Origin of the sequence: Achromobacter aloeverae (assembly GCF_004121055.1) — a bacterium.
GTDB classification, from domain to species: domain Bacteria; phylum Pseudomonadota; class Gammaproteobacteria; order Burkholderiales; family Burkholderiaceae_B; genus Bordetella_C; species Bordetella_C aloeverae.
The window spans coordinates 134,635-158,656 of record NZ_PYAL01000001.1 but is presented as its reverse complement, the minus strand read 5'-3'; the positions used below and the strand labels follow the sequence as shown (position 1 = coordinate 158,656).

General features: G+C 67.4%; 24 protein-coding genes. 18 read left to right on the top strand and 6 right to left on the bottom strand.

The genetic code is table 11. From position 1 onward, the window contains the following. Positions 1-9: 9 nt before the first annotated feature. The gene (locus C7R54_RS00725) at positions 10-600 is read right to left on the bottom strand and encodes a biliverdin-producing heme oxygenase (RefSeq protein WP_129148286.1); all 591 of its coding nucleotides are present in this window, start codon (positions 598-600) and stop codon (positions 10-12) included. A 160-nt stretch (positions 601-760) separates the two neighbouring features. Continuing rightward, positions 761-1,480, bottom strand: coding sequence for an IclR family transcriptional regulator (locus tag C7R54_RS00720; RefSeq protein WP_129148285.1), 720 nt, complete (start codon positions 1,478-1,480; stop codon positions 761-763). Positions 1,481-1,585: 105 nt separating this feature from the next. Between C7R54_RS00720 and C7R54_RS00715 the strand changes: the two genes are divergently transcribed. The 5 genes from C7R54_RS00715 (at position 1,586) to C7R54_RS00695 (ending at position 5,647) form a co-directional block, all read left to right on the top strand. Beyond that, positions 1,586-2,755, top strand: a complete 1,170-nt coding sequence (locus tag C7R54_RS00715) for a thiolase domain-containing protein (protein ID WP_129148284.1) — start codon at positions 1,586-1,588, stop codon at positions 2,753-2,755. Beyond that, positions 2,752-3,192 carry a Zn-ribbon domain-containing OB-fold protein gene (locus tag C7R54_RS00710; RefSeq protein WP_129148283.1) on the top strand — a complete coding sequence of 147 codons (441 nt, stop codon included), beginning with the start codon at positions 2,752-2,754 and terminating at the stop codon, positions 3,190-3,192. The genes C7R54_RS00715 and C7R54_RS00710 overlap by 4 nt, the downstream gene beginning before the upstream one ends. A gap of 2 nt (positions 3,193-3,194) precedes the next feature. Then, a complete protein-coding gene (locus C7R54_RS00705; protein WP_129148282.1) occupies positions 3,195-3,863 on the top strand; it encodes a 3-oxoacid CoA-transferase subunit A in 669 nt (222 codons plus the stop codon). A gap of 1 nt (position 3,864) precedes the next feature. Next, on the top strand, positions 3,865-4,515 hold the full coding sequence (locus C7R54_RS00700; RefSeq protein WP_129148281.1) for a 3-oxoacid CoA-transferase subunit B: 651 nt from the start codon (positions 3,865-3,867) through the stop codon (positions 4,513-4,515). 79 nt (positions 4,516-4,594) lie between these two features. Then, positions 4,595-5,647 (top strand): tripartite tricarboxylate transporter substrate binding protein, encoded by a 1,053-nt coding sequence (locus C7R54_RS00695; RefSeq protein WP_158021117.1) that lies wholly within the window; start codon positions 4,595-4,597, stop codon positions 5,645-5,647. A gap of 14 nt (positions 5,648-5,661) precedes the next feature. Here the strand turns inward: C7R54_RS00695 and C7R54_RS00690 are convergent, their stop codons facing one another. From C7R54_RS00690 to C7R54_RS00675, 4 genes are all read right to left on the bottom strand, one after another. Then, positions 5,662-6,453 carry an MBL fold metallo-hydrolase gene (locus C7R54_RS00690; RefSeq protein WP_129148279.1) on the bottom strand — a complete coding sequence of 264 codons (792 nt, stop codon included), beginning with the start codon at positions 6,451-6,453 and terminating at the stop codon, positions 5,662-5,664. Next, entirely contained in the window at positions 6,450-7,505 is a 1,056-nt protein-coding gene (locus tag C7R54_RS00685; RefSeq protein WP_158021116.1) for a glutamate cyclase domain-containing protein, read from the bottom strand. The genes C7R54_RS00690 and C7R54_RS00685 overlap by 4 nt, the downstream gene beginning before the upstream one ends. Further along, complete coding sequence (locus C7R54_RS00680; RefSeq protein ID WP_129148277.1) at positions 7,495-8,424, bottom strand: NAD(P)-dependent oxidoreductase; 930 nt, start codon at positions 8,422-8,424, stop codon at positions 7,495-7,497. The genes C7R54_RS00685 and C7R54_RS00680 overlap by 11 nt, the downstream gene beginning before the upstream one ends. Before the next feature lie 69 nt (positions 8,425-8,493). Next, positions 8,494-9,504: a Bug family tripartite tricarboxylate transporter substrate binding protein gene (locus tag C7R54_RS00675; RefSeq protein ID WP_129148276.1), complete on the bottom strand. Its 1,011-nt coding sequence runs from the start codon at positions 9,502-9,504 to the stop codon at positions 8,494-8,496. Positions 9,505-9,714: 210 nt separating this feature from the next. Here C7R54_RS00675 and C7R54_RS00670 point away from each other — a divergent pair, with 210 nt between their 5' ends. The 13 genes from C7R54_RS00670 (at position 9,715) to C7R54_RS00610 (ending at position 23,957) form a co-directional block, all read left to right on the top strand. Then, positions 9,715-10,548, top strand: coding sequence for an IclR family transcriptional regulator (locus tag C7R54_RS00670; RefSeq protein WP_129148275.1), 834 nt, complete (start codon positions 9,715-9,717; stop codon positions 10,546-10,548). 107 nt (positions 10,549-10,655) lie between these two features. Continuing rightward, positions 10,656-11,663, top strand: a complete 1,008-nt coding sequence (locus tag C7R54_RS00665; RefSeq protein ID WP_129148274.1) for an SDR family oxidoreductase — start codon at positions 10,656-10,658, stop codon at positions 11,661-11,663. Between the two features lie 105 nt (positions 11,664-11,768). Beyond that, complete coding sequence (locus C7R54_RS00660) at positions 11,769-12,419, top strand: cytochrome c3 family protein (protein ID WP_129148273.1); 651 nt, start codon at positions 11,769-11,771, stop codon at positions 12,417-12,419. Positions 12,420-12,421: 2 nt separating this feature from the next. Beyond that, on the top strand, positions 12,422-15,415 hold the full coding sequence (locus tag C7R54_RS00655; protein WP_192903564.1) for a 4Fe-4S dicluster domain-containing protein: 2,994 nt from the start codon (positions 12,422-12,424) through the stop codon (positions 15,413-15,415). Further along, positions 15,408-17,417, top strand: coding sequence for a quinol:electron acceptor oxidoreductase subunit ActD (locus tag C7R54_RS00650; protein ID WP_129148272.1), 2,010 nt, complete (start codon positions 15,408-15,410; stop codon positions 17,415-17,417). Before C7R54_RS00655 ends, C7R54_RS00650 begins: the two co-directional genes overlap by 8 nt. Beyond that, positions 17,414-18,130 carry a c-type cytochrome gene (locus C7R54_RS00645; protein ID WP_129148271.1) on the top strand — a complete coding sequence of 239 codons (717 nt, stop codon included), beginning with the start codon at positions 17,414-17,416 and terminating at the stop codon, positions 18,128-18,130. The genes C7R54_RS00650 and C7R54_RS00645 overlap by 4 nt, the downstream gene beginning before the upstream one ends. Further along, entirely contained in the window at positions 18,127-19,287 is a 1,161-nt protein-coding gene (locus tag C7R54_RS00640) for a hypothetical protein (RefSeq protein WP_129148270.1), read from the top strand. The genes C7R54_RS00645 and C7R54_RS00640 overlap by 4 nt, the downstream gene beginning before the upstream one ends. Beyond that, complete coding sequence (locus C7R54_RS00635; RefSeq protein ID WP_129148269.1) at positions 19,280-19,597, top strand: hypothetical protein; 318 nt, start codon at positions 19,280-19,282, stop codon at positions 19,595-19,597. Before C7R54_RS00640 ends, C7R54_RS00635 begins: the two co-directional genes overlap by 8 nt. Next, entirely contained in the window at positions 19,594-20,388 is a 795-nt protein-coding gene (locus C7R54_RS00630) for an SCO family protein (RefSeq protein ID WP_129148268.1), read from the top strand. Before C7R54_RS00635 ends, C7R54_RS00630 begins: the two co-directional genes overlap by 4 nt. Continuing rightward, complete coding sequence (gene coxB, locus C7R54_RS00625; protein ID WP_129148267.1) at positions 20,385-21,332, top strand: cytochrome c oxidase subunit II; 948 nt, start codon at positions 20,385-20,387, stop codon at positions 21,330-21,332. Before C7R54_RS00630 ends, coxB begins: the two co-directional genes overlap by 4 nt. Further along, complete coding sequence (gene ctaD, locus C7R54_RS00620; protein WP_129148266.1) at positions 21,329-22,972, top strand: cytochrome c oxidase subunit I; 1,644 nt, start codon at positions 21,329-21,331, stop codon at positions 22,970-22,972. Before coxB ends, ctaD begins: the two co-directional genes overlap by 4 nt. Then, on the top strand, positions 22,969-23,601 hold the full coding sequence (locus tag C7R54_RS00615) for a cytochrome c oxidase subunit 3 (RefSeq protein ID WP_129148265.1): 633 nt from the start codon (positions 22,969-22,971) through the stop codon (positions 23,599-23,601). Before ctaD ends, C7R54_RS00615 begins: the two co-directional genes overlap by 4 nt. Next, the gene (locus tag C7R54_RS00610; protein WP_129148264.1) at positions 23,598-23,957 is read left to right on the top strand and encodes a cytochrome C oxidase subunit IV family protein; all 360 of its coding nucleotides are present in this window, start codon (positions 23,598-23,600) and stop codon (positions 23,955-23,957) included. The genes C7R54_RS00615 and C7R54_RS00610 overlap by 4 nt, the downstream gene beginning before the upstream one ends. The last annotated feature ends 65 nt before the right edge of the window (positions 23,958-24,022 follow it).

Genomic DNA, 24,022 nt, shown 5'->3' with positions numbered 1-24,022 from the left:
GCCAGTAACTCAGGCCGCCAGCAAATACCGCCCCAGCAAGGCGCCGAAGCGGTCGTAGGCGGCATTGGCGCCGGCCAGGACGGCTTCGTGCTCGTCGGCCGGGATGGTCTTGCTGTCCAGGGCCGCGACGAAGCGGCGCCAGGCGAGGGCGCGGCCGTCGGGATACGCGGCAAGATTGCGCGCGCCGAAATCGCCGTCCAGTCCCAACGTTTGCTGGACCTGCTTGAGCAGGAAGGCGGCGCCCAGCGTCGACCCCTCCGAGACATAGAGCCAACCCAGCGCTTGCGGCATGGCGACGTCGGCAGTGGCCAGGGCGACGCGCGGGAGTTCGCATTCCAGGTCCGCCAGGTCCGCCGCGGCGGCTTGCACGCGGCCACGCACCGCCAGGTCGGGCACGACGGCCTGGACGCGCGCATCGTCGAACAGGCGCTCGACGTCCCGCTGGAAGACGTATTGCACGGCGACGAAGCGCGCATAGCGTTCGCGCGACGCAAATGGCCGGCCCTGTTCCATCAGGGAGTGCATGCGCTCGTGCTGGTCGCTGGTTTCGCGCTTGAGACGGGATGAAAGCGTGGCGGGCAGGTCGAGGACAGTGTTCACGGCAGGAAATCCGAATCGATGCTTGTCGGGGTTGCGTCCGGGGTTGTACCCGGGTTGTGCCCCACTTATCGGGGTTGTGCCCCATACGTAACGGCGTTGTACTCCATACGTACCGATGTTGTACCCCAAAAAGGAGGCCCAGGGCGGCACGCCGGCGCCTTCAAGCCCCGCCCAGGTCCTGGCTCAGCAGCCGCGCCTGCTTCCGTATCGCCGGCAGGACGCGCTTCACCACCTGGTCCGAATAGCGGTAGAGCGGAATGACGATGGACATCGCCCCCACCAGCTTGCCGTCGTGTCCGAAGACCGGGCAGGCGATGGCCGCGCTTTCGGGATCGCGCTCCTTTTGCGTGATGGCGTACCCCTGGGCCCGTATGGTGTCGTAGGGCTCGCCCTCGAGCTGGTAATCGAACGCGAGGATCACGCGCCCGGCCGCGCCGCGATCGAGCGGGAACAGCACGCCTTCGCGCACATGCGAGCGCACCGAGCGCTGGGGCTGGATGTGGTGCAGGCAGATGCGCTGGTCGCCTTCGCGCACGTACAGGCCCGAGCATTCCTCCGTCTCCGCGGTGAGGGCGCGCAGGCGCGGCAGCACGTAGTCGGACAGCTTGAATGACTGCCGGTACATCTCCGCCAGCGGCATGACGCCCGGTCCCACCACGTAGCGGCCGTCGGCGAGCTTCTTCACGTAGTTGGCCAGCATCAATGAATCCAGCAAGCGCAGGATGGTGCTTTCGTAGAGGCCGGTGGCGGCCCCCAGCATGGCCAGGGTCAGGCCGTCCGGCGCCTGGTTGAAGGCCTGAAGGACCGTCAGGGCGCGGTTCACCGCGGCCACGCCCTCGGGTTTTTCGGGGGCGGCGGAAGAAATGCGTTTGGCGGGCATGTCGATGTCGGGATGCGTGATTGACAAGAAAATAGAAGTTTATTCTAATAAAAATAGAAGTTAATTCTATTTTTTAAAAACGCGCGGAGGAGCACCCGTAGCAGCATGAGCATCAATGGCAGAGCCTACATAGTGGGGGCGTATGAGCACCCCTTGCGCAAGGCGCCCGACACCTCGTTGGCGCAGTTGCACACGGAAGTCGCGGTGGGAGCGCTTGCGGACGCTGGCATTCCCGCCGCCGAGGTGGACGGCTATTTCTGTTCGGGCGACACGCCCGGGCTGGGCGCGACGTCCATGCTGGACTACCTGAACCTGCAACCGCGCCACATCGACAACACCGACCTCGGCGGCGCGTCCTATATCGCGCTGGTGGCTCATGCCGCGCAAGCGATCGCCGCCGGCAAGTGCCGCATCGCGCTGATCACGCTGGCGGGCCGTCCGCGCAGCGAGGGCGTGGCCACGGGCACCAAGGCCCGCATGCGCAGTCCGGACCAGCCGGACGCGCAATGGGAGTTCCCGTATGGCCTGGCCAACGCGGCCGGCTACGCCATGTGCGCGCGGCGCCACATGCACGAGTACGGCACCACCAACGAGCAGTTGGCCTGGGTCAAGGTGGCCGCCTCGCAGCACGCGCAGCACAATCCCGACGCGATGCTGCGCAAGCCGGTCACGGTGCGTGACGTGCTGGATTCTCCGCTGGTTGCCGATCCCCTGCATCGCCTGGATTGCTGCGTGGTGAGCGACGGCGGCGGCGCCCTGGTGGTGGCCAGCCCAGAGGTCGCGCGCGGCCTGCGGCGTCCGCTGGTGAAAGTGCGCGGCGCCGGCGAGGCGGTCAAGCATACCGGGGGCGGATATATCGACCTCACGTATTCCGGCGGCCGCTGGTCCGGCGCACGGGCCTTCGAGGAAGCGGGCGTGACGCCGGCGGATATCCGCTATGCGTCCATCTACGACAGCTTCACCATCACGGTGCTGATGCAGCTGGAAGACCTCGGCTTCTGCGCGAAGGGCGAGGGCGGCCGCTTCGTGGCCGACGGTAACCTGATCTCCGGCGTCGGCAAGCTGCCTTTCAATACGGATGGCGGCGGCCTGTGCAACAACCATCCCGGCAATCGTGGCGGCATGACCAAGGTGATCGAGGCCGTGCGGCAGTTGCGCGGCGAGGCGCATCCGGCCGTGCAGGTGCCGGACTGCCACCTGGCGCTGGCCCATGGCACGGGCGGCATGCTGGCCACCCGCCACGGCAGCGCGACATTGATCCTGGAGCGTGTATGAACAGCCAGCCTCAAGCACCGACGAACACCGCGCCCGCCCGCATACATCCCGCCCCCATCCCATCGTCCGATACCCTGCCTTTCTGGCAGGCGGCCGCCGAGGGCCGCTTCCTGCTGCGGCGTTGCGAGGCCTGCGCACAGGCGCACTGGTACCCGCGTCCGCGCTGCCCGCTATGCGGCGGCCAGACCGCGTGGACCGAGGGCAGCGGCCATGGCCGCGTCTATTCCTTCACGACGGTGGCGCATGCCGACACGCCTTTCGTGCTGGCCTTCGTGACCCTGGCCGAAGGACCGGCCATGCTCACGCACCTGGTGCATGCGCCGGCGGACGGCTGGGCGATCGGCGACGCCGTCAGGGTGACCTTCGCCGCTACCGACGGTTCCTATCCTTTGCCGGTCTTCGAACCGGCTACCGACGCACAAGCTGCGGGAGACTGACAATGATCAACAAAATCGTGGACGGCCTGGATGCCGCCGTGGCCGATATTCCGGACGACGCCGTCCTCATGGTGTCCGGTTTCGGCGGGGCGGGCCTGCCTTTCGAGCTGGTCGACGCGCTGGTGCGCCAGGGCGCACGTGGCCTGACCATCATCAGCAACAACGCCGGCAGCCTGGGCAAGGGCCTGAGCAAGCTGGTGGCCGCGGGCCAGGTGCGCAAGTTCATCTGTTCCTTCCCGCGCCAGCCCGGGTCGAACGCCTTCGACGACCTGTATCGCGAGGGCAAGTTGGAACTGGAGCTGGTGCCGCAGGGCACCTTGGCCGAACGGATCCGCGCCGGCGGCGCCGGCATCGGCGGCTTCTTCACGCCGACGGGCGCCGGCACCGAGCTCGCGCAGGGCAAGGAGAGCCGGGTCATCGACGGCGTGGAGCACATCCTGGAGTACTCCTTGCGCGCCGACTATGCCTTGATCAAGGGTCATACGGGCGACCGCTGGGGCAACCTGACCTACCGGCGCTCCGGCCGCAACTTCGGGCCGGTGATGGCGGCGGCGGCACGCTGCACCATCGCACAGGTGTCCCACATCGTGGATCTCGGTGGCCTGGATCCCGAACACATCATCACCCCGGGCGTGTATGTCCAGCGGGTCGTCCTCGCAGGAGCGAACTGACATGAGCAAACCGTATACCCCGCGCACCGTTCCCGAGGTCGCGCGCCGCCTGATCGAGGATATTCCCGAGGGCGCCTACGTCAACCTGGGCATCGGCCAACCGATGACCATTTCCAATCTCTTGCCGCCGGACCGCGAGATCATCCTGCAAAGCGAGAACGGCGTCGTGGGCATGGGGCCCGTGGCCGAGGGCGACGACATAGATACCGAACTGGTGAACGCGGGCAAGCAGTTCGTCACCCTGCTGCCGGGCGGCTCCATCGTGCACCACGCCGATTCCTTCGCCATGATCCGCGGCGGCCACATCGATATCTGCGTGCTCGGGGCCTTCCAGGTTTCCGTGCGCGGCGACCTGGCCAACTGGCGCACGCGCGACGCCGCCGCCATCCCGGCGGTGGGCGGCGCCATGGACCTGGCGCGCGGCGCCAAGCAGGTCTTCGTCATGATGGAGCACACGACGCGCAGCGGCGAGTCCAAGCTGGTCGAGACGTGCGACTACCCGCTGACCGGCGTGGGCGTCGTCGACCGCATCTACACCGACCTGGCTACGCTGGCGGTGACGCCGGAGGGCTTGCTGGTGGTGGACCGCGTCGACGGCCTGACGCACGAGGGCCTGGAGGAGATCTCGAAGTTGCGACTGCTGCGCGCATGACGGGATGACTGAAACAAAAGTAGAAGCAAGGGCGCGGCCGAAGGCGCAAGCCGGCCGTGGGGAAAATACTGGAGACAGCATGGACGACATCAAACAAGAATCGAAGCGGGAAAACGTGAAGCGGGAAAGCGTGAAGTGGGAAGAGACAGCCCGGCAAAAGCGGCGCGGCCGCTGGTCGATGGCGATCGCGATGCTGGCGGCCGCCGTGGCAACGACGCCGGCCCCGGCGCTGGCGCGCTATCCGGACAAGCCCGTCCACATCATCGTCGGGTTCACGCCCGGCGGCAGCACCGACGCCGTCGCGCGCCTGATGGCGGCCAAGCTGGGCGAACGCCTCGGCCAGTCCTTCATCGTCGAGAACAAGCCGGGCGCCAACGGCAATATCGCCACCGAATATACCCAGCGTTCGCCGGCGGACGGGTATACGCTGTACTACACGTCCATCGGCTTCGTCACCAATCCGCTGATGTACAAGACGGCGCGCTACGATCCTGCGCACGACTTCACCGCCATCGGCCAGATCATGAGCGCGCCGAATGTGCTGGTGGTGCCGGCCAATTCGCCGTACCAGAACATGAAGCAGCTCATCGCCGACGGCAAGGCGCGTCCGGGCGCATTGAATTTCGCGTCGTCCGGCACGGGAACGTCTGTGCATCTTTCCGGCGAACTGTTCGCGGCCCTGTCCGGCCTGGACGTGGTGCACATTCCCTACAAGGGCAGCGGCAGCTTCATGTCCGACTTGATCGCCGGCCGCATGACCATGGCGTTCCCCAACCTGCCCACCGCGCTGCCCCTTATCAAGGGCGGCCAGTTGCGGGCGCTGGGCGTGACCACGCGCACGCGTTCCGGGGCGGCGCCCGACATCCCCTCGATCGAGGAAGCGGGCCTGCCCGGCTACGATATGTCGACCTGGTATGGACTGGTCGGTCCCAAGGATCTGCCTGCCGATGTGGTCGCGACGCTCAGCGATGCCCTGCTCAAGACGCTGGACGATCCGGACTTCAAGGACAAGCTGCTGTTGAGCGGCGCCGATCCCAAGGGCAGCACGCCCGCGCAGTTCCAGCAGTTCATCAACCAGCAGACCACCGCGTGGAAGGGCGTGCTGGCGAAGATGAAAGTGGAGGCCAACTGACGGGGCGGGCGCCGTCACACGACACGCGCGGCGTCTTCGTACAGTGAAGCGTCGTGCTCCAGCCACCAGGTGGGAAAGAAGGGCACGCGCGTGTCCACCATGCTGGTCCACGATCCCGACATCCGGCGATCCAGCATGGCGACGTGCGCGTGGGCCCGCGACAGCACGAACTGCTTGTGTCCGGGAAAGAGCATGTCCACCTTCAGCGCCGCCAGACGACGCACGGACGCGCGATAGGCGCGGAAATCCGTATCCGCGTTGACCGTTCCGTGCCCGCCTTCGGCGAAGCAGGTGTCGCCGCCGAACAGCAGCTTGCGGTCGTCGACACGCGCCAGCAGCGAGATCGAGTCGTCGCTATGCCCGGGAGTGTGCACGACTTCCAGGGCGAGGGCGCCGACCTCGATGGAGTCGCCGTCCTCCAGTGGCAGGTCCACCCGGGCGCGGCGCGAGGCCACGCCATGCCGTTGTACATGCGAGGACGGCCACAACTGTTCTTGCAGCGTTCGCACGCCCAGCCGATGCACGGCCAGCCGGGCGCCTGTCGCCGCGACCCACCACGCCGCGCCCCGGCCATGGTCCCAATGGGAATGTGTCAGGATGAGGGTCTTGATGGTCGACATCGGGATCCCATCCTCCAGGACGCGAGCCTGGATTTCCTCGGGGGCGATGCCGCTGCCGACATCGATCATGGCGGCCTCGCCGCCGTTCTCGATGACATACACATGGGAGTCGCAGGGGTGCGACAAACCCATGCCGCCGCCGCCCACCATATAGACGGAAGTACCGCCGCAATGGAAGATCTTCATGATTGCGCTCCTTGTTCGCCGGCCAGGCGCAGGACTTCCGCCATCAGCTGATGGATGGCGCGGTTGGCGGCTCGCGACGTGCCATCGACGGTGTCCAGCGCCAGTCCGCTATAGCCGTCGTAGGCGCCGGCGGCGATAGGCGCGCTGATGCCCGCGGCTACTTCCGGCCAGTCCGGCAGCAGGCGCGGGCGCCCGTGGGCCAGTGCCAGCGCCGCCGCGATGGCGTAGGCGCCCCAGTTGGAGACGGCCGCGGACATGAGCAGGTCGACTTCCGTCGCATCCAGCAGCCCGCCGTGGCAAGGGCAGCCGCAGTCGCTTGCGCCCGGCATGGCAGCGGCCAGCGCGTCCCTGGCGGGGCCCTGTATGCGTCCGAAACCGATTTCATTGCCGCCGTCGCCCACCGCGACGGTGGGCAGGCCGCGCGCGCGCAAGCCCGCCGCCAGCAGGTGCGCGTGCGCCACCCAGTCGCTATCCTTGGGCTTGCCGCTGCTGTTGTGAAAGACGCCTTGCGTATTGGGTCCGGGTTTTTCGATGAAGAAGCCGGCGGCAATATCCGGCAGGCGCCGCAGCAGATCGTCGATAAAGGGGCCGGCCGCCGCCGCCCCGGTGGGAAAGGGCAGCATGAGCGCGGCATTGGCGCGTTCGCGCCAGGCCGGCTCGTCCAGCAGCGGTGTGCCACCGGCGCGCACCGACGCGGCGATGCCTGGCAGGAAGCGCGCTTCGGACAGGATGCAGCTGCGCAATCCCAGCGCGCCGAACGCGCGCGCCAGCACCGCCACGCCGGATGGGCCGTCGGTTTCCCCGTGGGGCAACCATTGCGGATTACCTGTCCCGGTCACCAGGATGACGGTCCCACCCGGTCGCAGGGACAGTAGCGTGCGGGCGATGCGCGCGCACAGCGGGCCGCCGCCCTGGGCGTCGCGCGCCGCGCGATAGCGCAGGGCCGTGCCGCCTTGCTGCGCAGGCTTGTTTTTCAGTTCGAGGTTGGCGATCTGGTCCAGATATTCGTAGTACCAGGAAAGGCCGGCGGCGTCGGGATGTTCAGTGCGCATGGGCGTCCTTCCCGAAACCGATGTCCATCCACTGTTCCCACAATTTGGAAATGGATGCATAGTCCAGGCGATCGAGCCCGGCGCCGCGTGCGATCTCATACACGGAATGGGACGCCTGCATGGTGAACAGGGGCACGCCCAGTTCACGCGCAAGGTCCAGCGCCAGTGCGGAGTCCTTGCGCGCGTTGGCCGTCGGCATGCCGCCCTCGAAATCCTGTTGGCGTATGCGCTCGCCGAAACGATGCGTCAACGGACGCATGAGACCGGATTCCCTTTGCATCAAGGTGTAGAAGACATCCAGCGGCACGCCTGCCTTCAGCGCCAGCGCGGCGGCCTCCAGCAGCATGACCATGGTGGTGTGGGCGACGGCATTGTTCACCAGCTTGGCACGCATGCCGCTGCCCGTCGCGCCCAGGTGGAAGATTTCCTCGGCGGCCGCTTGCAGGACGGGCTGGGCGCGGGCGTAGTCCGCGGGCGCGGCGCCTACCAGGAAGGTGGTCCTGCCTTCGGCCAGCTTGTGCACGCCGCCGATGATGGCGGCGTCGATGACGCGGGCGCCATGCGGGGCCACGCGCGCTTGCAGCGCCGCCACGTCCTGGGGGCTGACGGTGCTGGTCTCGATGACCAGGCGATCATGCAGGCAGCCGCGCGCGGCGTCCGGCGTTGCGCCTTGAGCCAAGGCGTCGGCGGCGGCCAGCGAGGCGGCCGGCGTGGGCAGGGACAGAAGGATGAGATGGCATTCCCGCGCCACCTGCGCCGCGTCGGCCGCGCCCCGCACGCCCATGTCCCGCGCCAGGGCAAGCCGGGCGGCGTCGCGGTCGTAGCCCAGCACGTCGTAGTGGCGCGCGAGGGGACGCGCCAGGGCCATGCCGGCGTTGCCCAGGCCTATGACGCCGACAGTCGGCTTTTCTTCACTCATGATCTACAGCTCCAGATGTAGTGATAAGGGGGGGTGGCGCGGCGTGCCTGGAGGACGGCGCGCGCGGAATCAATCGACCTGGGCGCCCGATGCCTGGACGACCGGCTTCCATTTCCGGATTTCGCTGGCAATGTGCGTCGCGAACTCCGCCGGGGTGCTGCCTACGGCCGTGGCGCCCTGGGCCTGCAGTTTCTGCTGGATGTCAGGGCGGCGGACAATCTGCGCCACCAGCTTGCCGATGCGGTCCACCACGGCCGGCGGCGTGCCTGCCGGCGCCAGCAAGCCGTACCAGGACCCGACCTCGTAGCCGGGCAGCCCGGCCTCGGCCAGGGTCGGCAGGTCGGGCAAGGCCGGATCGCGCTGCGCGCTGGTGACGGCCAGGGCGCGTAATTGGCCGGATTTTACGAAGGGCATGGCCGAGGGCAGGGTGTCGAAGATCACTTGCACCTGGCCGCCTATCGTATCGGTGACCGCCGCCGCGGTGCCGCGATAGGGCACATGGTTCATCTTGACGCCCGCCATCGAGTCGAACAGTTCGCCCGCCAGATGGTGGGAACTGCCATTGCCGGCGGAGCCAAAATAGAGTTTGCCGGGGTGGGCCTTGGCGTACGCGATCAGGTCGGCCACGGACTTGACCGGCAAGGAGGGGTTGACTTCCAGCACGCTGGGGGTCGATGCCACGAGGCTGACGGGCGCGAAGTCCTTCACCGGATCGAACGGCATGCGCTTGTAGAGGCTCGTATTGATGCCATGCGTCGCCACCGTCCCCATGAGCAGGGTATAGCCGTCAGGCGCGGACCGCGCCACCAACTCGGAACCGATGTTGCCGCCCGCGCCGGGGCGGTTGTCGACGATGACGGGCACATGGAGTTCGGTGCCCATGGCTTGCGCCAGGATGCGCGTGACGAGGTCGCTGGTGCCGCCCGCCGCGAAAGGCACGATGATGCGGATGGGGTTGGTAGGGTAGTTGGCGGCTGCCGTGGCGGCGGTGGCGGGCGAGAGCAGGGCGGATAGGCAAGCGGTGGCGACGGCGACGCGGAACGCCAGGGACGCCAAGGGGGTGCGTATGCTTCGGTTCATGGTGATGTCTCCTCGATGCTATGCATGGGCGGGGCCCTGTTTTTCATTTTTCCCGTATCGCCGGTGCTTTGCTCCCGGATCGGGCACATTGTGACCAATGCCTTTTTGTGGTCTGATCCAATAAGTGCCCCAAAAAACCGATACGGCGGCGCAAAGTTATAGGAATTGGACCCGCCAAGCTAGGGGTGAGTCCTATTTGATGATCACAATATGACCGATATGCCAAGGATGACCGTGTCCAAGCCACCGGCCGCCGCGTCCGCGGGCGGCACCCAGAGCATCCGCCGCACGATAGGCCTCTTGCGGGCCCTGGTCGCCGCCCAACGGCGCGGCGCGACGTCCGCGGAACTGGCCGCGCGCACGGGGCTGGACCGCAGCACCGCGCGGCGCATGTTGCAGTGCCTGGCCGAAGAGGACGTGCTCGCTTTCGATAGCGCGACGCGGCGCTATCACTTTGGCCACCTGGCGTACGACATGGGCTTGGCGGCCTCGGAGCGCCTGGACCTGCCGCAGCTGTGCAAGCCGGCGTTGGCGCGTATCGCCGACGACACCGGCGACACGGTGTTCCTGATGATGCGCAGCGGCGATGACGCGATCTGCGCGGACCGCGCCGTCGGGTCCTATCCGATCAAGACCTTCATCGTCGACGTCGGTACGCGGCGTCCCCTGGGCATAGGGGCGGGCAGCCTGGCCATGCTCAGCGCGTTGCCCGAGGACGTGGCCGAGCTGGTCCTCGCCAACAATGTGCCCCGCCTGGGCGCCTACGCGGGTATGAACGAAGAACGGCTGCGTGCCATGTTGCGCGAGGCGCGTGGCCAGGGGCATGTGGCGATGGACGTGGTGGACGTGCCGGGCGCGCGCACCGTGGCGGTGCCCATCCTGACCGGAGCCGGCAGGCCGGTGGCCGCGTTGAGCGTGGCGGCCATTGCCATGCGCATGACGCCCGAACGCGAGGCCATGGTGCTCGCCGTCCTGCGCCGCGAGGCCGAAGGGGTGGGACGCCTGTTGACCGCACGATCGGACCAGGAAGGGCGCGACGCCTGATATACGAAGCGCGCGGGGAAGCGTGCCGGCACACTTGTCGCCGCGCCGTGGATGGGCATGCCGGGTCCGATAGTTGCGAACGAGGCGCGATTATCGGGAGACGATCCATGAGCGAACTCAAGGAAGGCATGAAGGATGGGCGCGGGCAGGCCGAGGCCGCCGCCGACAAGCAGCGCGCCATCCAGCAACAACAGGACCAGAACGATCAAAAGGCCGCGGCGTCATCCTCATCCGGGGAAAAGAAGGCGATGCAGGCCGGGCAACGCGACTATCCGGAACCCCCCTTGCCGGGCCAGCACCTGGAAAAGCCGGGGCTGGAGGCCGATATGGAAGTGCGCCCGGCATTCTCGGCGCCGGGGTATCGCGGCAGCGGCAAGCTCGACGGCTTTTCCACCATCGTCACCGGCGGCGACTCGGGCATCGGCCGCGCGGTGGCGATCCTGTTCGCGCGCGAAGGGGCGGACGTCGCCATCGTCTATCTCAACGAGCACGAGGACGCGGAGGAAACCCGGCGCCACGTCGAAGGGGAAGGACGGCGCTGCGTACTGATACCCGGCGACGTGAAGGACCCGGCGTTCTGCCGCAAGGCAGTCGACCAGACCTTGCAGGCGTTTGGCAAGCTGGACGTGCTGGTCAACAACGCCGGATTCCAGGAACACGCCGAGTCCATCGAGGACCTGGACGAAGCGCGTTTCGACGAGACGATGCGCACCAACGTCTACGGCTACTTCCATATGGCCAAGGCCGCCGTGCCTCACCTGAAGGAAGGCGGCAGCATCATCAACACCGGTTCGGTTACCGGGCTACGGGGCAGTGGAGGGCTGCTGGACTACTCCACGACAAAAGGGGCGATCCATGCCTTCACCATGTCGCTGGCCAGCAGCCTCGCCAAAAAGGGAATACGGGTCAATGCCGTCGCGCCCGGTCCGGTGTGGACGCCCTTCAATCCCGCCGACAAGCCGCCCGAGGCGGTGAAGCACTTCGGCGAGAAAACGGCCATGGGCCGGCCGGCGCAGCCGGAGGAGCTGTCCCCCGCGTATGTCTTTCTCGCGGCCCCCGCCTGCGCGAGCTACATCACCGGCTTGATCCTTCCCGTGACAGGTAGTCCCGGATAAGCGCTGCCTGACCGCGAGCTGAAGGCGTGGTGACGAATTGCTCGGCATAGTGCTTGCTCCGCAGCGGCACTCCGATCATGTCGCGCGCGGCGCGCTTCATTTCGCATGGCACAGGTTTTCGACAAAGCGGCGGTGCTGGGTATCAAGCTGGTCTTGCTGGCCACGCTTGCGCTGCTGCTTGTCTCGATCGCGACCGTGGCCTGGCAGATGACCGCGCCGGTGGCCGCCGGCGTGGCGGTGGCGCAGCCCATCCCGTTCAGCCACAAGCACCATGTCGGCGACGACGGGATCGATTGTCGCTATTGCCACGTGTCCGTGCAGAAAACGGCATCGGCGGGCATGCCCTCGGCGGAGATCTGCCTGACGTGCCATGCCGTGCTGTTCAAGGACGCGCCGGTGCTGGCGCCCTTGCGCGAGGCCGCGAGGACCGGCGTGCCCATCCATTGGCAACGTGTCTACGACCTGCCGGATTTCGTGTTCTTCGATCACAGCGTGCACGTGGCCAAGGGGGTGGCGTGCGTCACGTGCCATGGGCGCGTGGACAAGATGCCGGTGCTGCTGCGTCATCAGGAACTGCAGATGCAATGGTGCCTGGACTGCCATCGCGCGCCCGCGAAACATGTGGGACCCGTGGACCAGGTCTTCGTCATGCGGGACGTGCCGCCTTTGTCCGACGACGACGTCGCCACCTTGCAGCGCGTCTTCCATTTTGAAAGCGAGGCGCGCATGACCAGCTGCACAACCTGTCATCGGTGATCATGGACAAGGCCCGCACCATACCCATCGTTCCCGTCCCGGACGGATTGTCGGCGAACACGGCGGCGGCCGGCGACCAGGCCGATGGGCCCGCCGATCCGTCGCGGCGCGCACTGCTGAAATGGATGGCGGCCGCCACGGCGCTGGCCGGGGCGGGCTGCAGCGGGCCGCCGGAGGAAGCGATCGTGCCCTACGCGAACATGCCGGAGGGCGGGCCGGGCAACGATCCCGTGTTCTATGCGACCGCGGTGACGCACGCGGGATACGCGCTGCCCGTGCTGGTGGAAACGCACGATGGCCGGCCTACCAAGATCGAAGGCAATCCGCGCCATCCGATGAGCCTGGGGTCGACCGACGCGCGGACGCAGGCCATGCTCTGGCAGCTATGGGACCCGGACCGGTCCAACATGGTGCTTCATGGAGACGCCGTTTCCGTCTGGGATGCGGCGCGGGAGGCCCTGCTGGCGAGGCGCGCGGCGATGGCGGACAGGGACGGCGCCGGGTTGCGGGTATTGACGGGAAATGTGACGTCGCCGACGTTGTTGCGGCAGCTGGACGCGCTGGCGGCGCGGTATCCCGGCATGCAATGGCATCGACACGACCCGGCGTATCCCCTGGCGGCAGAGGAAGGCGCGCGGCGCGCATTGGGGCGGGCGGCCCAGCCCATGTATCACCTGGAGCACGCCCGCGTCATCGTCACCGTGGGCGCCGACCTGTTCATCGACACCCCCCAGGGCGTGCGCCTTGCCCGCGAATTCGCGCACGGACGCGGCGAGGCGCGGTCCGGCGCGCGGGCAAGGCTGTATGCCATCGAAGCGATGCCCGGCTTGACGGGAGCCATGGCCGACCAGCGCTGGAGCATGACACCGGCGGAGATGGGCGGGCTGGTCGAACGCCTGGCGGCAAGCCTGGGCGGCTCGGCCACGCTGGGACAGGAAGGAGGATCCGCTGAGGGACCGGCATGGGAATCCGGCCTCGCCGATCTGCTGCGTGGGAGCGCAGGCGAGGCGGTGCTGGTCGTGGGGCCCGCCTTGCCGGCTGACGTGCATGCCCTGGCATGGCGGATCAATGCGATGCTGGGCGCGGTGGACAAGCTGGTGACGCCGGTGCCGGTCCGGTCCCCGCCGGGCCTGGGCGCGCTGGTGGAGGCGGCGGCTGCCGGGGAGGTGCAGACGCTGCTGGTGCTGGATGCCAACCCGGTCTACGACGCCCCCGGCAAGGCGCGGTTCGAGGAGGTCTTGCGGCGGGTGCCCTGGTCCATGCACGTCGGGCTCTATCGCGACGAGACGGCGCGCGCCTGTACCTGGCATGTGCCGCGGGCGCATGAACTGGAATCATGGGGAGACGTGCTGGCCTGGGATGGGACGCCGACGATCCAGCAACCCATGATCGCGCCCCTGCATGGGGGCATTTCTCCGCATACGGTGCTGCAGGTGCTGGTGGAAGGCGAGGATACGGATGCGTTGACGGTGGTGCGCCAGACCTGGGCGGCACGATGGGGCGGGGATCGCCAGGCGGCCGCCGGGCAAGCCGATGCCGGCGGGAACGGGGTTGGCGAGAACCGGGCTGGCGATGAGCGCTGGCAGGCCGCGCTGCGCACCGGCTATATCGACACGGACAAGCTGGGCCAGGGGACCGAAGCGCACGCGGGGCAGCCGCCATCGGACCATGGCGGCGACCGGCGGGGAGGGAGGGGGGGACGCGCGGCCATCGCCGCGACGGGCATGGGCGACGCCAGGGCGACGCAGGCGGAAGACTTGCCGCGCATCACCGTGCAACTGCTGGCCGACCCCTATCTCGGCGCCGGCGCCCTGGCCAACAACGCGTGGTTGCAGGAGTTGCCGCGGCCCTTGACGCGCCTGACGTGGGACAACGCCGCGTTCATGGGACCCGAGACCGCGCGCAAGCTGCGGCTCGATACGGGCGACATCGCAACGCTGACGGCCGTGTCCGGCGGCGCGGGCGTGGCCGCGCCCGTCCACATCCTGCCTGGCCATGCGGAGGGCCTCGTCACCTTGCACCTGGGCTACGGCCGTCGACAGGCGGGCAGCGTGGGGACGGGGGTGGGCGTCGATGCCTATGCGTTGCAGGACCGTGACGAACACGGCGATCCCCTGTCCACCGTGCAGGCCATCGTGGCGCGCGCCGAAGGTCATCATGCCTACGCCCACGTCCAGACGGAAATGTCCATGCATGGCCGCGACATCGTGCGGGTCGAGGACCTGAACGCGCCGGCGGCATTGCCGGCGGCAGAGCCGCCTTCGCTGTATCCGAAGGTCGACTATCCGGACTACGCCTGGGCCATGACGATAGATCTCGATCTATGCATAGGCTGCAATGCGTGCACGGTGGCGTGCCAGGCCGAGAACAATATTCCGGTGGTGGGCTCGGAGCAGGTCAGGCATGGCCGCGTCATGCATTGGATACGCGTCGATGTCTATCGCGAGGCGCAAGCGACGCTGTTCCAGCCGGTGCCGTGCATGCATTGCGAGAACGCGCCCTGCGAAGCCGTCTGTCCGGTGGGAGCCACGGTGCATGACTCGGAGGGCTTGAATGCCCAGGTCTACAACCGTTGCGTCGGCACGCGCTTCTGCTCCAACAACTGCCCCTATAAAGTGCGCCGCTTCAATTTCTTCGACTTCGCCGATCACGGCGCATCGGCGGCCGCGCATCAGAACCCGGACGTCACGGTGCGGCAACGCGGCGTGATGGAGAAGTGCACGTATTGCGTGCAGCGCATCAGCCGGGCGCGTATCCAGGCGCAGAAGGAGGGCCGGGCGTTGCACGACGGCGAGGTCGTCACGGCCTGCGAGGCCGCCTGTCCCACGCAGGCCATCGTCTTCGGCGATCTCAACGACCCGGACAGCCGGGTCAGCGCGTCGCGCGCGTCGCCGCGCGCCTACGCCTTGCTGGAAGAGACGAATACCCGGCCGCGCACCCGCTACCTGGCGCGTCGCGAGGATACTGCCGCGCGCCTGGAGCCCGACGATGCCTGACACCTACGCCAGCATCACCGATCGCATCTCCGATATCGTGCTGGCGCGCGGGCGGGCGCGCGAGGCGGGATTTCGCGGCGGTTGGCGCGCGCACTGGCGCTGGCGCACGGCGTTCATCGTCACGTCCGCCGCCACGCTGGTGCTGTTCGGCGCCAGCGCCTGGCTCTTTTATGAGGGCGTCGGGCTGTGGGGCGTCAATATTCCCGTGGCTTGGGGCTATGCGCTGGCCAATTTCGTCTGGTGGATAGGGATAGGGCACGCCGGCACCTTCATTTCCGCCGTGCTGCTCTTGCTGCGCCAGAAATGGCGCACGTCGATCAACCGTTTCGCCGAGGCGATGACGCTGTTCGCGGCCAGCATCGCGGGCCTGTTTCCCATCCTGCACCTGGGCCGGCCATGGTTCGCGTATTGGCTGATGCCTTATCCGAACCGCATGGACCTCTGGCCGCAATGGCGCAGCCCGCTCGTATGGGACATCTTCGCGATCAGCACCTACTTGCTGGTGTCCTTGATGTTCTGGTATGTCGGGCTGCTGCCGGACCTGGCCACCCTGCGCGATCGCGCGAAGAGCCGCGCGAAGCAGGTCGCCTATGGCCTGTTCGCGCTGGGGTGGCGCGGCGAGGCGCGCCATTGGGCCCGCTACGAGTCCGCGTACCTGCTGCTGGCCGGCCTGGCGACGCCCCTGGTGGTCTCGGTGCATACGGTGGTGTCGCTGGATTTCGCGATCGGCAACACCCCGGGATATCACTCGACCATTTTCCCGCCGTATTTCGTGTCGGGCGCGCTGTACTCGGGGTTCGCCATGGTGCTGACGCTGGCGATTCCGCTGCGGCATTTCTTCCGCCTGCACGACCTGATCACGATCCGGCACCTGTCGCTGGCGGCACGTGTGCTGCTGGCGACGGGCGCCATCGTCGCCTACGGCTATGCATCGGAAGCCTTCATGGCGTTCTATGGTGGCGATGAGTTCGAGATCGCCATGACCCGCGACCGCTGGTTCGGCGCCTACGCGCCGGTCTATTGGTCCGTGCTGGTGTGCAATGTCCTGATTCCCCAGGTGCTTTGGAGCCGGCGCGTACGGACCAGTCCCCGCTGGCTGTTCGCCGTGAGCCTGGTCATCAACCTGGGGATGTGGATGGAGCGATTCATGATCGTCGTGCAAAGCACGCATCGGGATTTCCTTCCATCGTCCTGGGGAATATTTCGTCCCACGGCGTGGGACTGGACCTTCCTGCTCGCTTCCATCGGCTTTTTCGCGTGGCTGTTCCTGCTTTTCCTGCGCTTCGTCCCAATGATTTCGATGAGCGAGGTGCGGGAAATGGCGTACGAGGAGGAGGGCGAGGGTGCGGCCGGAGAGGGGGCGGCGAACAATACGCGCGCGGATGGATATGAGCCGGCGCGGCGCGCGGCCGCGAAAGCCGGGCCCCGCGTCGGCATCGCGGCGACCGGCGCGCCACCGCGTCGGCTTTACGGCGTAATGGCCGAATTCCGGGAACCGGAGGTCTTGCTGGACGCGGCGCGCGACGTGCGGGACCAGGGCGGCTTCACGATCGAGGCCTACGCCCCTTTCCCCGTTCCCGGACTGCCCGAGGCCGTCGGCTACCCGGGCAGCCGCTCGGTTCCCCGCGCGACCTTGGCGGGCGGCGTGCTGGGCGGTGTCGCGGGCTACGCGATGCAGTGGTACTCCGCCGCGGTGGATTACCCCATCAATGTCGGCGGCCGGCCCTTGCACAGCTGGCCCCTGTTCATTCCGATCACATTCGAAACGACCATACTTTGCAGCGCGGTCTTCGCGGTGCTGGGCATGCTGTGGGCGAACGGGTTGCCGCGCCTGAACCACCCGGTCTTCGATACGCCGGACTTCGACCTTGCCAGCCGCGATCGCTTCTTCCTGTGCGTGCGTTTGCCGGAGGAGGCGATCCAGGGCGACCGGCACTGCCGAGCCGCGTATGCGGCGCTGCAACGGCAGCCGGCCCTGGCGTTGCGGGAGGTGCCGCTATGAGAGGGCGGATCGGCCGCGTGCTGGCGCTTGTCGCCGTGCTGGCATCGGCAGGCTGCGAACGCGCCGCGCAGAACATGTACGACCAGCCGCGCGGAAAGCCCTACAAGGCCGGGGCGCTGTTCCCCGATGGCGCCATGTCCCGCACGCCGCCGCCGGGCACCGAGGCCTACGCGCGCGGCAGCGCGGCGGACACGAGCAGCGGCAGGGAGGGCACGGCGGGCGTCGAGCGCGACCGGCAGGCACGCGCCGCCACGGCGCTGCCGGACCCCGTTACGCCCGCGATGTTGCGCCATGGGCAGGCGCTCTATGGGGTGTACTGCCTGCCTTGCCACAGTCCGGCCGGCGATGGCGATGGACGTATCGTCGAGCGGGGCTTTCCCGCGCCGCCCTCGTACCACAGCGATCGCCTGCGCGAGGCGCCCGACCGTCATTTCTACGACGTGATCAGCAATGGCTACGGGGTCATGGCGGCCTACGGCAATCGCATCGAACCCGCCGATCGCTGGGCCATCGTTGCTTTCGTCCGCGCGTTGCAGCTGAGCCAGCACGCCGTGCCGGATCGGTTGCCGCCGGCGCTGCGGGGGCCGGTTCGGGAAGGATTGGCGCAGGCGGCGGTCGGTGGCAGTGACAGGGACGGTAACGGCAAGGGTAGCGGTCCGGACACGCCGGCGTCGCCTGCCGCCAGCCATGGGGCGAAGGAGAGCGCGCCATGAAGGCGGCGCGTCGGCTCGGTCATTGGGCGCGACCGCGCGCGCCATCGCCGCGCGGCGGCGCCCGCGTGCTTCTTGCCGGCGCCGTGCTGGTGCTGGCGCTCTGCGTCTACGGCCTGCTCTGGAACAGGCCGGACTTCGGCGCCGCGTGGCTCGCCGCCTGGTGGTGCTGGGCGGGCCTGGTCCTGGGCGCGCAAGGCACCCTCTGGATGCAGCGCCTGACCGGTGGGCGGTGGATCGTGCCCATCGCCGCAACCCTCAATGGCTTGCGTGCCGGAACGCCGGCGCTGGCCATCCTCGTCATTCCTGTTTTTCCCTGCCTGCACGCGATCTACCCGTGGGCGCGGCCCGACTGGCTGGATCCCGCGAAGGAGACGGTCTTCCGCGACGTCTGGTTCCAGCCTGCGGGATTCATGGCGCGAACGGTGGTCTATGTGCTGCTATGGACGTGGCTGGCCCGCCTTGACGGCCGTGGCGGCGCGGCGGCGCGGCGCCACGGCCAGGCAGCGGCCGGATTGCTGCTTTACGCCCTCAGCATCAGCCTGGCGGCGGTGGACATGCTGATGTCCTTGACGCCCTCCTGGTATTCGACGGCCTTCGGCCTGGTGGTGCTGGTGGCGCAGCTAAAGCTGGCCATGGCGGCAGCGACATACCGCGGCGCGCGAATCGCCACGCCGGACGCGCGCGGCGACCTGGGAAATCTGCTGATGATGTACGTCCTGACCTGGGCCTATATCGCGTTCACGCAGTTCCAGATTATCTGGGCAGAGAACCTGCCGGCGGAAATCTCCTGGTATCTGCCGCGCGTGGCGGGGCCGTGGGCCCCCGCCGGCCTGGCCCTGGCGCTACTGGGTTTCGCGCTGCCGCTGGCCGTGCTGCTTTCGCGCGGCTTCAAGCGCAATGCGGCATGCCTGCGCGGACTGTCGCTGCTGCTGCTTGTTGTCGGCGCGTGCGAGGCGGCATGGTGGATCTTTCCATCGATCCCGGGGCTGCGCTGGCCCGCCGCCTGGATGGCGGTCGTCGCCGGGCTGGGCATGGGCCTGGTGCTGCGGGGAACCGCGCTGCGCTGGCCGGCGCGCTTGCCGCCGGCGCCGCCGCAACCCACCGGGTCGTCGGAGTCTTCCGTAACGTCGCCGCATGAGGAGGTGGACCATGCATGACGGTATCCACGTGCGCAAGGTCGTCCGCATGGGGTTGACCGGCCTGGGAGTCCTGGCCGTGGTCGTGGCGGCCGCCATGCTGCTGACGTCTCGTTGGGACAGGGCGCGTCCGCCCTCGGCCGCCGCACCGCCCGGCAACTGGATAGCAGGGCCCTTGCTGGAAACGGATCCGCCACTCGATATGGCGGATTACCTGACCCGCAAACGCAAGCTGCTGGACAGCTACGCCTGGGTCGACCGCGCGCATGGCGTTGCCCGCGTTCCCCTGGATGTGGCGATGCAGGCAGTGTCCCAGGGAGCGCGTCCATGAGCACGGTGCGCTGGCTTCCCATCTTGCTGCTGTGCCTGGGCGCCGCTGCGCCCGCCGCCAGCCGGTCCGATGTCTCCCCGGAGGCGCATGTCGCCGAGTTCGCCTTTCGACAGCATCCGGGACAGCTGCTGCCCAGGGTCCGGGGCATGCGCGACGAACAGGGGCGTGACGTAGGATTGTCCGACTATCTGGGACGGCGTCCGGTGGTTTTCATCCTGGGGTACTACCGCTGTCCCGTCCTTTGTTCGACGCTCATGGACGCGGTGCTCCAGGCCTTGCAGACGGTCGATATCCCGCACGAGGTCGTCGCCGTCAGCATCGATCCGGCGGAAACGCCGACCGACGCCGATCGAAAATATGCGTACTACGCCAGCCTGATGCCGCCGGGAGGGGGTGACCGCCTGCATCTGTTGACCGCCTCGGCGCCGGCCATCTCGGCGCTGACGAATGCCGCCGGCTTTCCCTACCGGCGCGATCCGGAAACGGGCCAGTACCTGCACCCGGCCGGCTTCCTGGTGCTGACGCCGCAAGGCCGGATATCCCGCTATTTACCAGGTATCGGCCAGTCCGCGCGCGACATCCGCCTGGCCTTGGTGGAGGCTTCGGGCGGGATGGTGGGGGGACTGGCGGACCAGCTTGTCCTGCTGTGTTCGCACTACGACCCCAGGACGGGGCGCTATAGCGTCGCGGCGATGACCATGGCGCGGGCCGTGGGGCTGGGCACCTTGGGCCTCCTGGTGGCCGGCCTGTGGCTGTCGCGCCGCCGGCGCAGGGCAGGGAGGACGTCATGAGCGGGTTGTCTTCCCTCATGCCGGTGGCGGCCTCGTCGACGGCGCCGCCGACCGATCATCTTTTCCTCAGCCTGGTAGGCCTGTCCGCCGTGATGGCCTTGTCGCTCACCGTGCTGGCGATCGTCTTCTGCGTCCGATACCGGCGCGGCTCCGGCGCGGACCGCAGCCGGGCGCCGGATCATGCGTACGGCCTGGAATGGACCTGGACCATCGCGCCCATGCTCGCGTTCATCGGCCTGTTCCTGTGGGGCGCCCGCGACTATGCGGCCTTGACGCGGCCGCCCCCCGGGGCGATGCCGGTCTACGTCGTGGCAAAGCAATGGGTATGGACGCTGGAACATGAGGACGGCACACGCGAGATAGACGAACTGCACGTGCCGGTGGGGCAGCCCGTGCGCCTGCTCATGACGTCCCAGGATGTCATCCACAGTTTCTACGTCCCGGCATTCCGCATCAAGCAGGATGTGGTTCCCGGACGCTATACAGCCATCTGGTTCACGGCGACCAAGGCCGGGACCTACCATCTCTTGTGCGCCGAGTTCTGCGGGACGGACCATGCCAGCATGGGCGGTGGCATCGTCGCCATGCCGCCGGAACAGTATCGGAAGTGGGCGGCGCGGGGCGAGACGGGACCGGACCTGGCCGCGCGGGGCTACCGGCTCTTCGCGGAACACGGGTGCGCGGGGTGCCATGACGCCCGGTCCACGGTCCATGCGCCGGACCTGACGAATTTGTTCGGACGGCGGGTGTTCCTGCAGGATGGCCGCGTCGTCGTCGCCGACGAGTCCTATATCCGCGATTCGATCCTGGAGCCCGGCAAGGACGTGGTCGCCGGCTATGCCCCCGTCATGCCATCTTTCGCCGGACAGTTCAGCGAGTCAGACCTGATGGCGCTGGTGCAATACCTGCACTCCCATCGTTCCAAGGAGGCCCCGCCGCCATGAGCACCTTACCCGGTCCGGCCGCTCCGGCATCGACCCTGCCGGCAGGCACGGCCTCGCATACCTACCTGAATGCCGGACACACGCTGCGTTCCTGGCTGCTTACGCGCGACCACAAGCGCATCGCCATCCTGTACGCCGTCAGCATCACGGCATTCTTTGTACTGGGAGGCTGCGCCGCCGCGCTCATGCGCCTGGAACTGGTCACGCCACAGGGCGACCTGGTCAGCGCCGATACCTATAACAAGCTCTTCACCGCGCACGGCGTCATCATGGTCTGGATGTTCCTGATCCCGTCCATCCCGTCGGTACTGGGCAATTTCCTGGTGCCCCTGATGCTCGGCGCGGAGGACCTGGCGCTTCCCCGCCTGAACCTGGCGAGCTGGTACCTATACGTCATCGGCGGATGCTTTACCCTCGCTGCCCTGGTGCTGGGCGGCGTGGACACGGGATGGACCTTCTATACCCCGTTTTCCAGCATGTTTTCCCACAGCCATGTGATCGTCACGCTGTTCGGGGTATTCGTCGTCGGCTTCTCGTCCATCCTGACCGGCCTTAACTTCATTGTCACGGTGCATACCATGCGGGCGCCGGGCATGGGATGGTTTCGCATGCCGCTCTTCGTGTGGGCGATCTACGCGACCAGCATCATCCTGGTGCTGGCCACGCCCGTGCTCGCGGTGACCTTGCTGCTGCTTGCCGCCGAGCGGCTGTTCGGCATCGGCTTCTTCGATCCCGCGCTGGGCGGCGATCCGCTCCTGTTCCAGCATCTCTTCTGGTTTTATTCCCATCCGGCGGTCTACATCATGGTGCTGCCCGCGATGGGCGTGGCCAGCGAAATCATTCCGTGCTTCGCGCGCAAGCGCGTGTTCGGCTATCGCAGCATGGCCTACGCGATCCTGGCCATCGCGGTCATCGGCTTCCTGGTCTGGGGACATCACATGTTCGTCAGCGGACAGTCGGTCTACGCGAACATGACATTCTCCATCCTGAGCTTCCTGGTCGCGGTGCCGTCGGCGATCAAGGTATTCAACTGGATCGCCACCCTGTACAAGGGTTCGATCACCTTCGAGGCGCCGATGCTGTACGCGCTGGGATTCGTCGGACTGTTCATGGTCGGCGGGCTTACCGGCTTGTTCCTGGCGACACTGACGATCGATGTCCATGTCACCGACACCTATTTCGTCGTCGCCCATTTCCACTACATCATGGTGGGGGGCGCGGTCATGGCCTACCTGGGAGCCATCCACTTCTGGTGGCCCAAGATCAGCGGACGGCGGTACCCGGAAACCTTGGGACGTATCGCGGCGGTGACGATCTTCCTCGGGTTCAACCTTACGTTCTTTCCGCAATACATCCTGGGATATCAGGGCATGCCGCGGCGCTACCATGCGTATCCGCCGGAGTTCCAGGTGCTGAACGTCGTTTCCTCGCTGGGCGCGGCGGTGCTGGCGGTCGGCTACATATTGCCGCTGTGCTACCTGGCGTGGTCATGGCTGCATGGCGCGCCCGCCGGCGCCAATCCCTGGCAGGCCAGCGGCCTGGAGTGGCGGACGCGCTCGCCGCCGCCCACGTGGAATTTCGATACGCCGCCCGACGGCGGACATGACCCGTACGACTATGCGGGGAGGAACGAATCATGAGCGGCGCCACGCTCTCTGCGCCCGACGTCGTGCAGGCGTACAAGTCCCGGCTGGCGATGTGGGTGTTTCTTGCGTCCGAATTGATGTTCTTCGGCCCCGTGTTCCTTGCGTACGCGATCGGACGCTTCCACCATCCCGAGGCATTCGCGACGGGCAGCCGCCTGACGGACGTCGCCTTGGGCACCACCAACACCATGGTCCTGTTGAGCAGCAGCGCGGCCATCGCCCTGGCCGTCGAATATGCCCACGCTGGCGCCCAGCAAGGGGCGAGGCGCCTGCTCCGTCTGACGCTCTTCCTGGGTGGCGTCTTTCTCGCCATCAAGGGCTATGAATATGCCAACGATCTGCGGGAGGGTTTGTTCCCAAATGCCGACTTCCGCACGGCAGCGGCAGGCGGGCTGGAGGGCGTGCGGCTGTTCTTCTTCGTCTATTTCGTCGCCACCGGAATGCACGCGGTGCACATGATGGTCGGGCTATCCCTGGTTTCCTACATGCTGGTGACGGGCAGCCATAACCCGGGGACGCCGTGGGCTCGCCGCTTGGAAATCGTGGGACTGTACTGGCATTTCGTGGACGCCGTATGGGTTTTCCTGTTTCCCGTGCTCTATCTGGCGGGCCGCGCATCATGAAAGCCGGCATCCGCGCAGCCCGACAACCGGACGACGGCTTGGGCCGCCGTCGCCGCCGCCTGCTGCTGATCTGGGGCCTGCTGCTGTTCCTGGCGGCGCTGACGGTGGGCACCGCCTACATTCCGCTGGGCAGCTTCAACATGCTCCTGAATATTCTCATCGCCGGCGTCAAGGTGATGCTGATCGGCGTATTTTTCATGCATTTGGCGGCCCCGCAGGCGGTGCCTCGCATGACCTGCGTCATTGCGGGGGTAATGCTGGCCGTGATGTTCGCGCTGAGCGGCGTGGACTACTACACGCGGGACCGGGGCAGCAACACGCCGCCGCCCCCTGTCCAGTCTGGCGCCGCCAGGTAGCGCCGGCGCCAGACTGGACATGAGGCGGCGGTATCGCCTGCCGAAATACAAGCCGCCCGCGACAA

What these genes read in the sequence shown, in the direction of transcription:
- C7R54_RS00720 (WP_129148285.1), bottom strand. Translation starts at nt 1,480, where the DNA reads ATGCCCGCCAAACGCATTTCTTCCGCCGCCCCCGAAAAACCCGAGGGC.
- C7R54_RS00715 (WP_129148284.1), top strand. Translation starts at nt 1,586, where the DNA reads ATGAGCATCAATGGCAGAGCCTACATAGTGGGGGCGTATGAGCACCCC.
- C7R54_RS00710 (WP_129148283.1), top strand. Translation starts at nt 2,752, where the DNA reads ATGAACAGCCAGCCTCAAGCACCGACGAACACCGCGCCCGCCCGCATA.
- C7R54_RS00705 (WP_129148282.1), top strand. Translation starts at nt 3,195, where the DNA reads ATGATCAACAAAATCGTGGACGGCCTGGATGCCGCCGTGGCCGATATT.
- C7R54_RS00700 (WP_129148281.1), top strand. Translation starts at nt 3,865, where the DNA reads ATGAGCAAACCGTATACCCCGCGCACCGTTCCCGAGGTCGCGCGCCGC.
- C7R54_RS00695 (WP_158021117.1), top strand. Translation starts at nt 4,595, where the DNA reads ATGGACGACATCAAACAAGAATCGAAGCGGGAAAACGTGAAGCGGGAA.
- C7R54_RS00690 (WP_129148279.1), bottom strand. Translation starts at nt 6,453, where the DNA reads ATGAAGATCTTCCATTGCGGCGGTACTTCCGTCTATATGGTGGGCGGC.
- C7R54_RS00685 (WP_158021116.1), bottom strand. Translation starts at nt 7,505, where the DNA reads ATGCGCACTGAACATCCCGACGCCGCCGGCCTTTCCTGGTACTACGAA.
- C7R54_RS00680 (WP_129148277.1), bottom strand. Translation starts at nt 8,424, where the DNA reads ATGAGTGAAGAAAAGCCGACTGTCGGCGTCATAGGCCTGGGCAACGCC.
- C7R54_RS00675 (WP_129148276.1), bottom strand. Translation starts at nt 9,504, where the DNA reads ATGAACCGAAGCATACGCACCCCCTTGGCGTCCCTGGCGTTCCGCGTC.
- C7R54_RS00670 (WP_129148275.1), top strand. Translation starts at nt 9,715, where the DNA reads ATGACCGATATGCCAAGGATGACCGTGTCCAAGCCACCGGCCGCCGCG.
- C7R54_RS00665 (WP_129148274.1), top strand. Translation starts at nt 10,656, where the DNA reads ATGAGCGAACTCAAGGAAGGCATGAAGGATGGGCGCGGGCAGGCCGAG.
- C7R54_RS00660 (WP_129148273.1), top strand. Translation starts at nt 11,769, where the DNA reads ATGGCACAGGTTTTCGACAAAGCGGCGGTGCTGGGTATCAAGCTGGTC.
- C7R54_RS00655 (WP_192903564.1), top strand. Translation starts at nt 12,422, where the DNA reads ATGGACAAGGCCCGCACCATACCCATCGTTCCCGTCCCGGACGGATTG.
- C7R54_RS00650 (WP_129148272.1), top strand. Translation starts at nt 15,408, where the DNA reads ATGCCTGACACCTACGCCAGCATCACCGATCGCATCTCCGATATCGTG.
- C7R54_RS00645 (WP_129148271.1), top strand. Translation starts at nt 17,414, where the DNA reads ATGAGAGGGCGGATCGGCCGCGTGCTGGCGCTTGTCGCCGTGCTGGCA.
- C7R54_RS00640 (WP_129148270.1), top strand. Translation starts at nt 18,127, where the DNA reads ATGAAGGCGGCGCGTCGGCTCGGTCATTGGGCGCGACCGCGCGCGCCA.
- C7R54_RS00635 (WP_129148269.1), top strand. Translation starts at nt 19,280, where the DNA reads ATGCATGACGGTATCCACGTGCGCAAGGTCGTCCGCATGGGGTTGACC.
- C7R54_RS00630 (WP_129148268.1), top strand. Translation starts at nt 19,594, where the DNA reads ATGAGCACGGTGCGCTGGCTTCCCATCTTGCTGCTGTGCCTGGGCGCC.
- coxB (WP_129148267.1), top strand. Translation starts at nt 20,385, where the DNA reads ATGAGCGGGTTGTCTTCCCTCATGCCGGTGGCGGCCTCGTCGACGGCG.
- ctaD (WP_129148266.1), top strand. Translation starts at nt 21,329, where the DNA reads ATGAGCACCTTACCCGGTCCGGCCGCTCCGGCATCGACCCTGCCGGCA.
- C7R54_RS00615 (WP_129148265.1), top strand. Translation starts at nt 22,969, where the DNA reads ATGAGCGGCGCCACGCTCTCTGCGCCCGACGTCGTGCAGGCGTACAAG.
- C7R54_RS00610 (WP_129148264.1), top strand. Translation starts at nt 23,598, where the DNA reads ATGAAAGCCGGCATCCGCGCAGCCCGACAACCGGACGACGGCTTGGGC.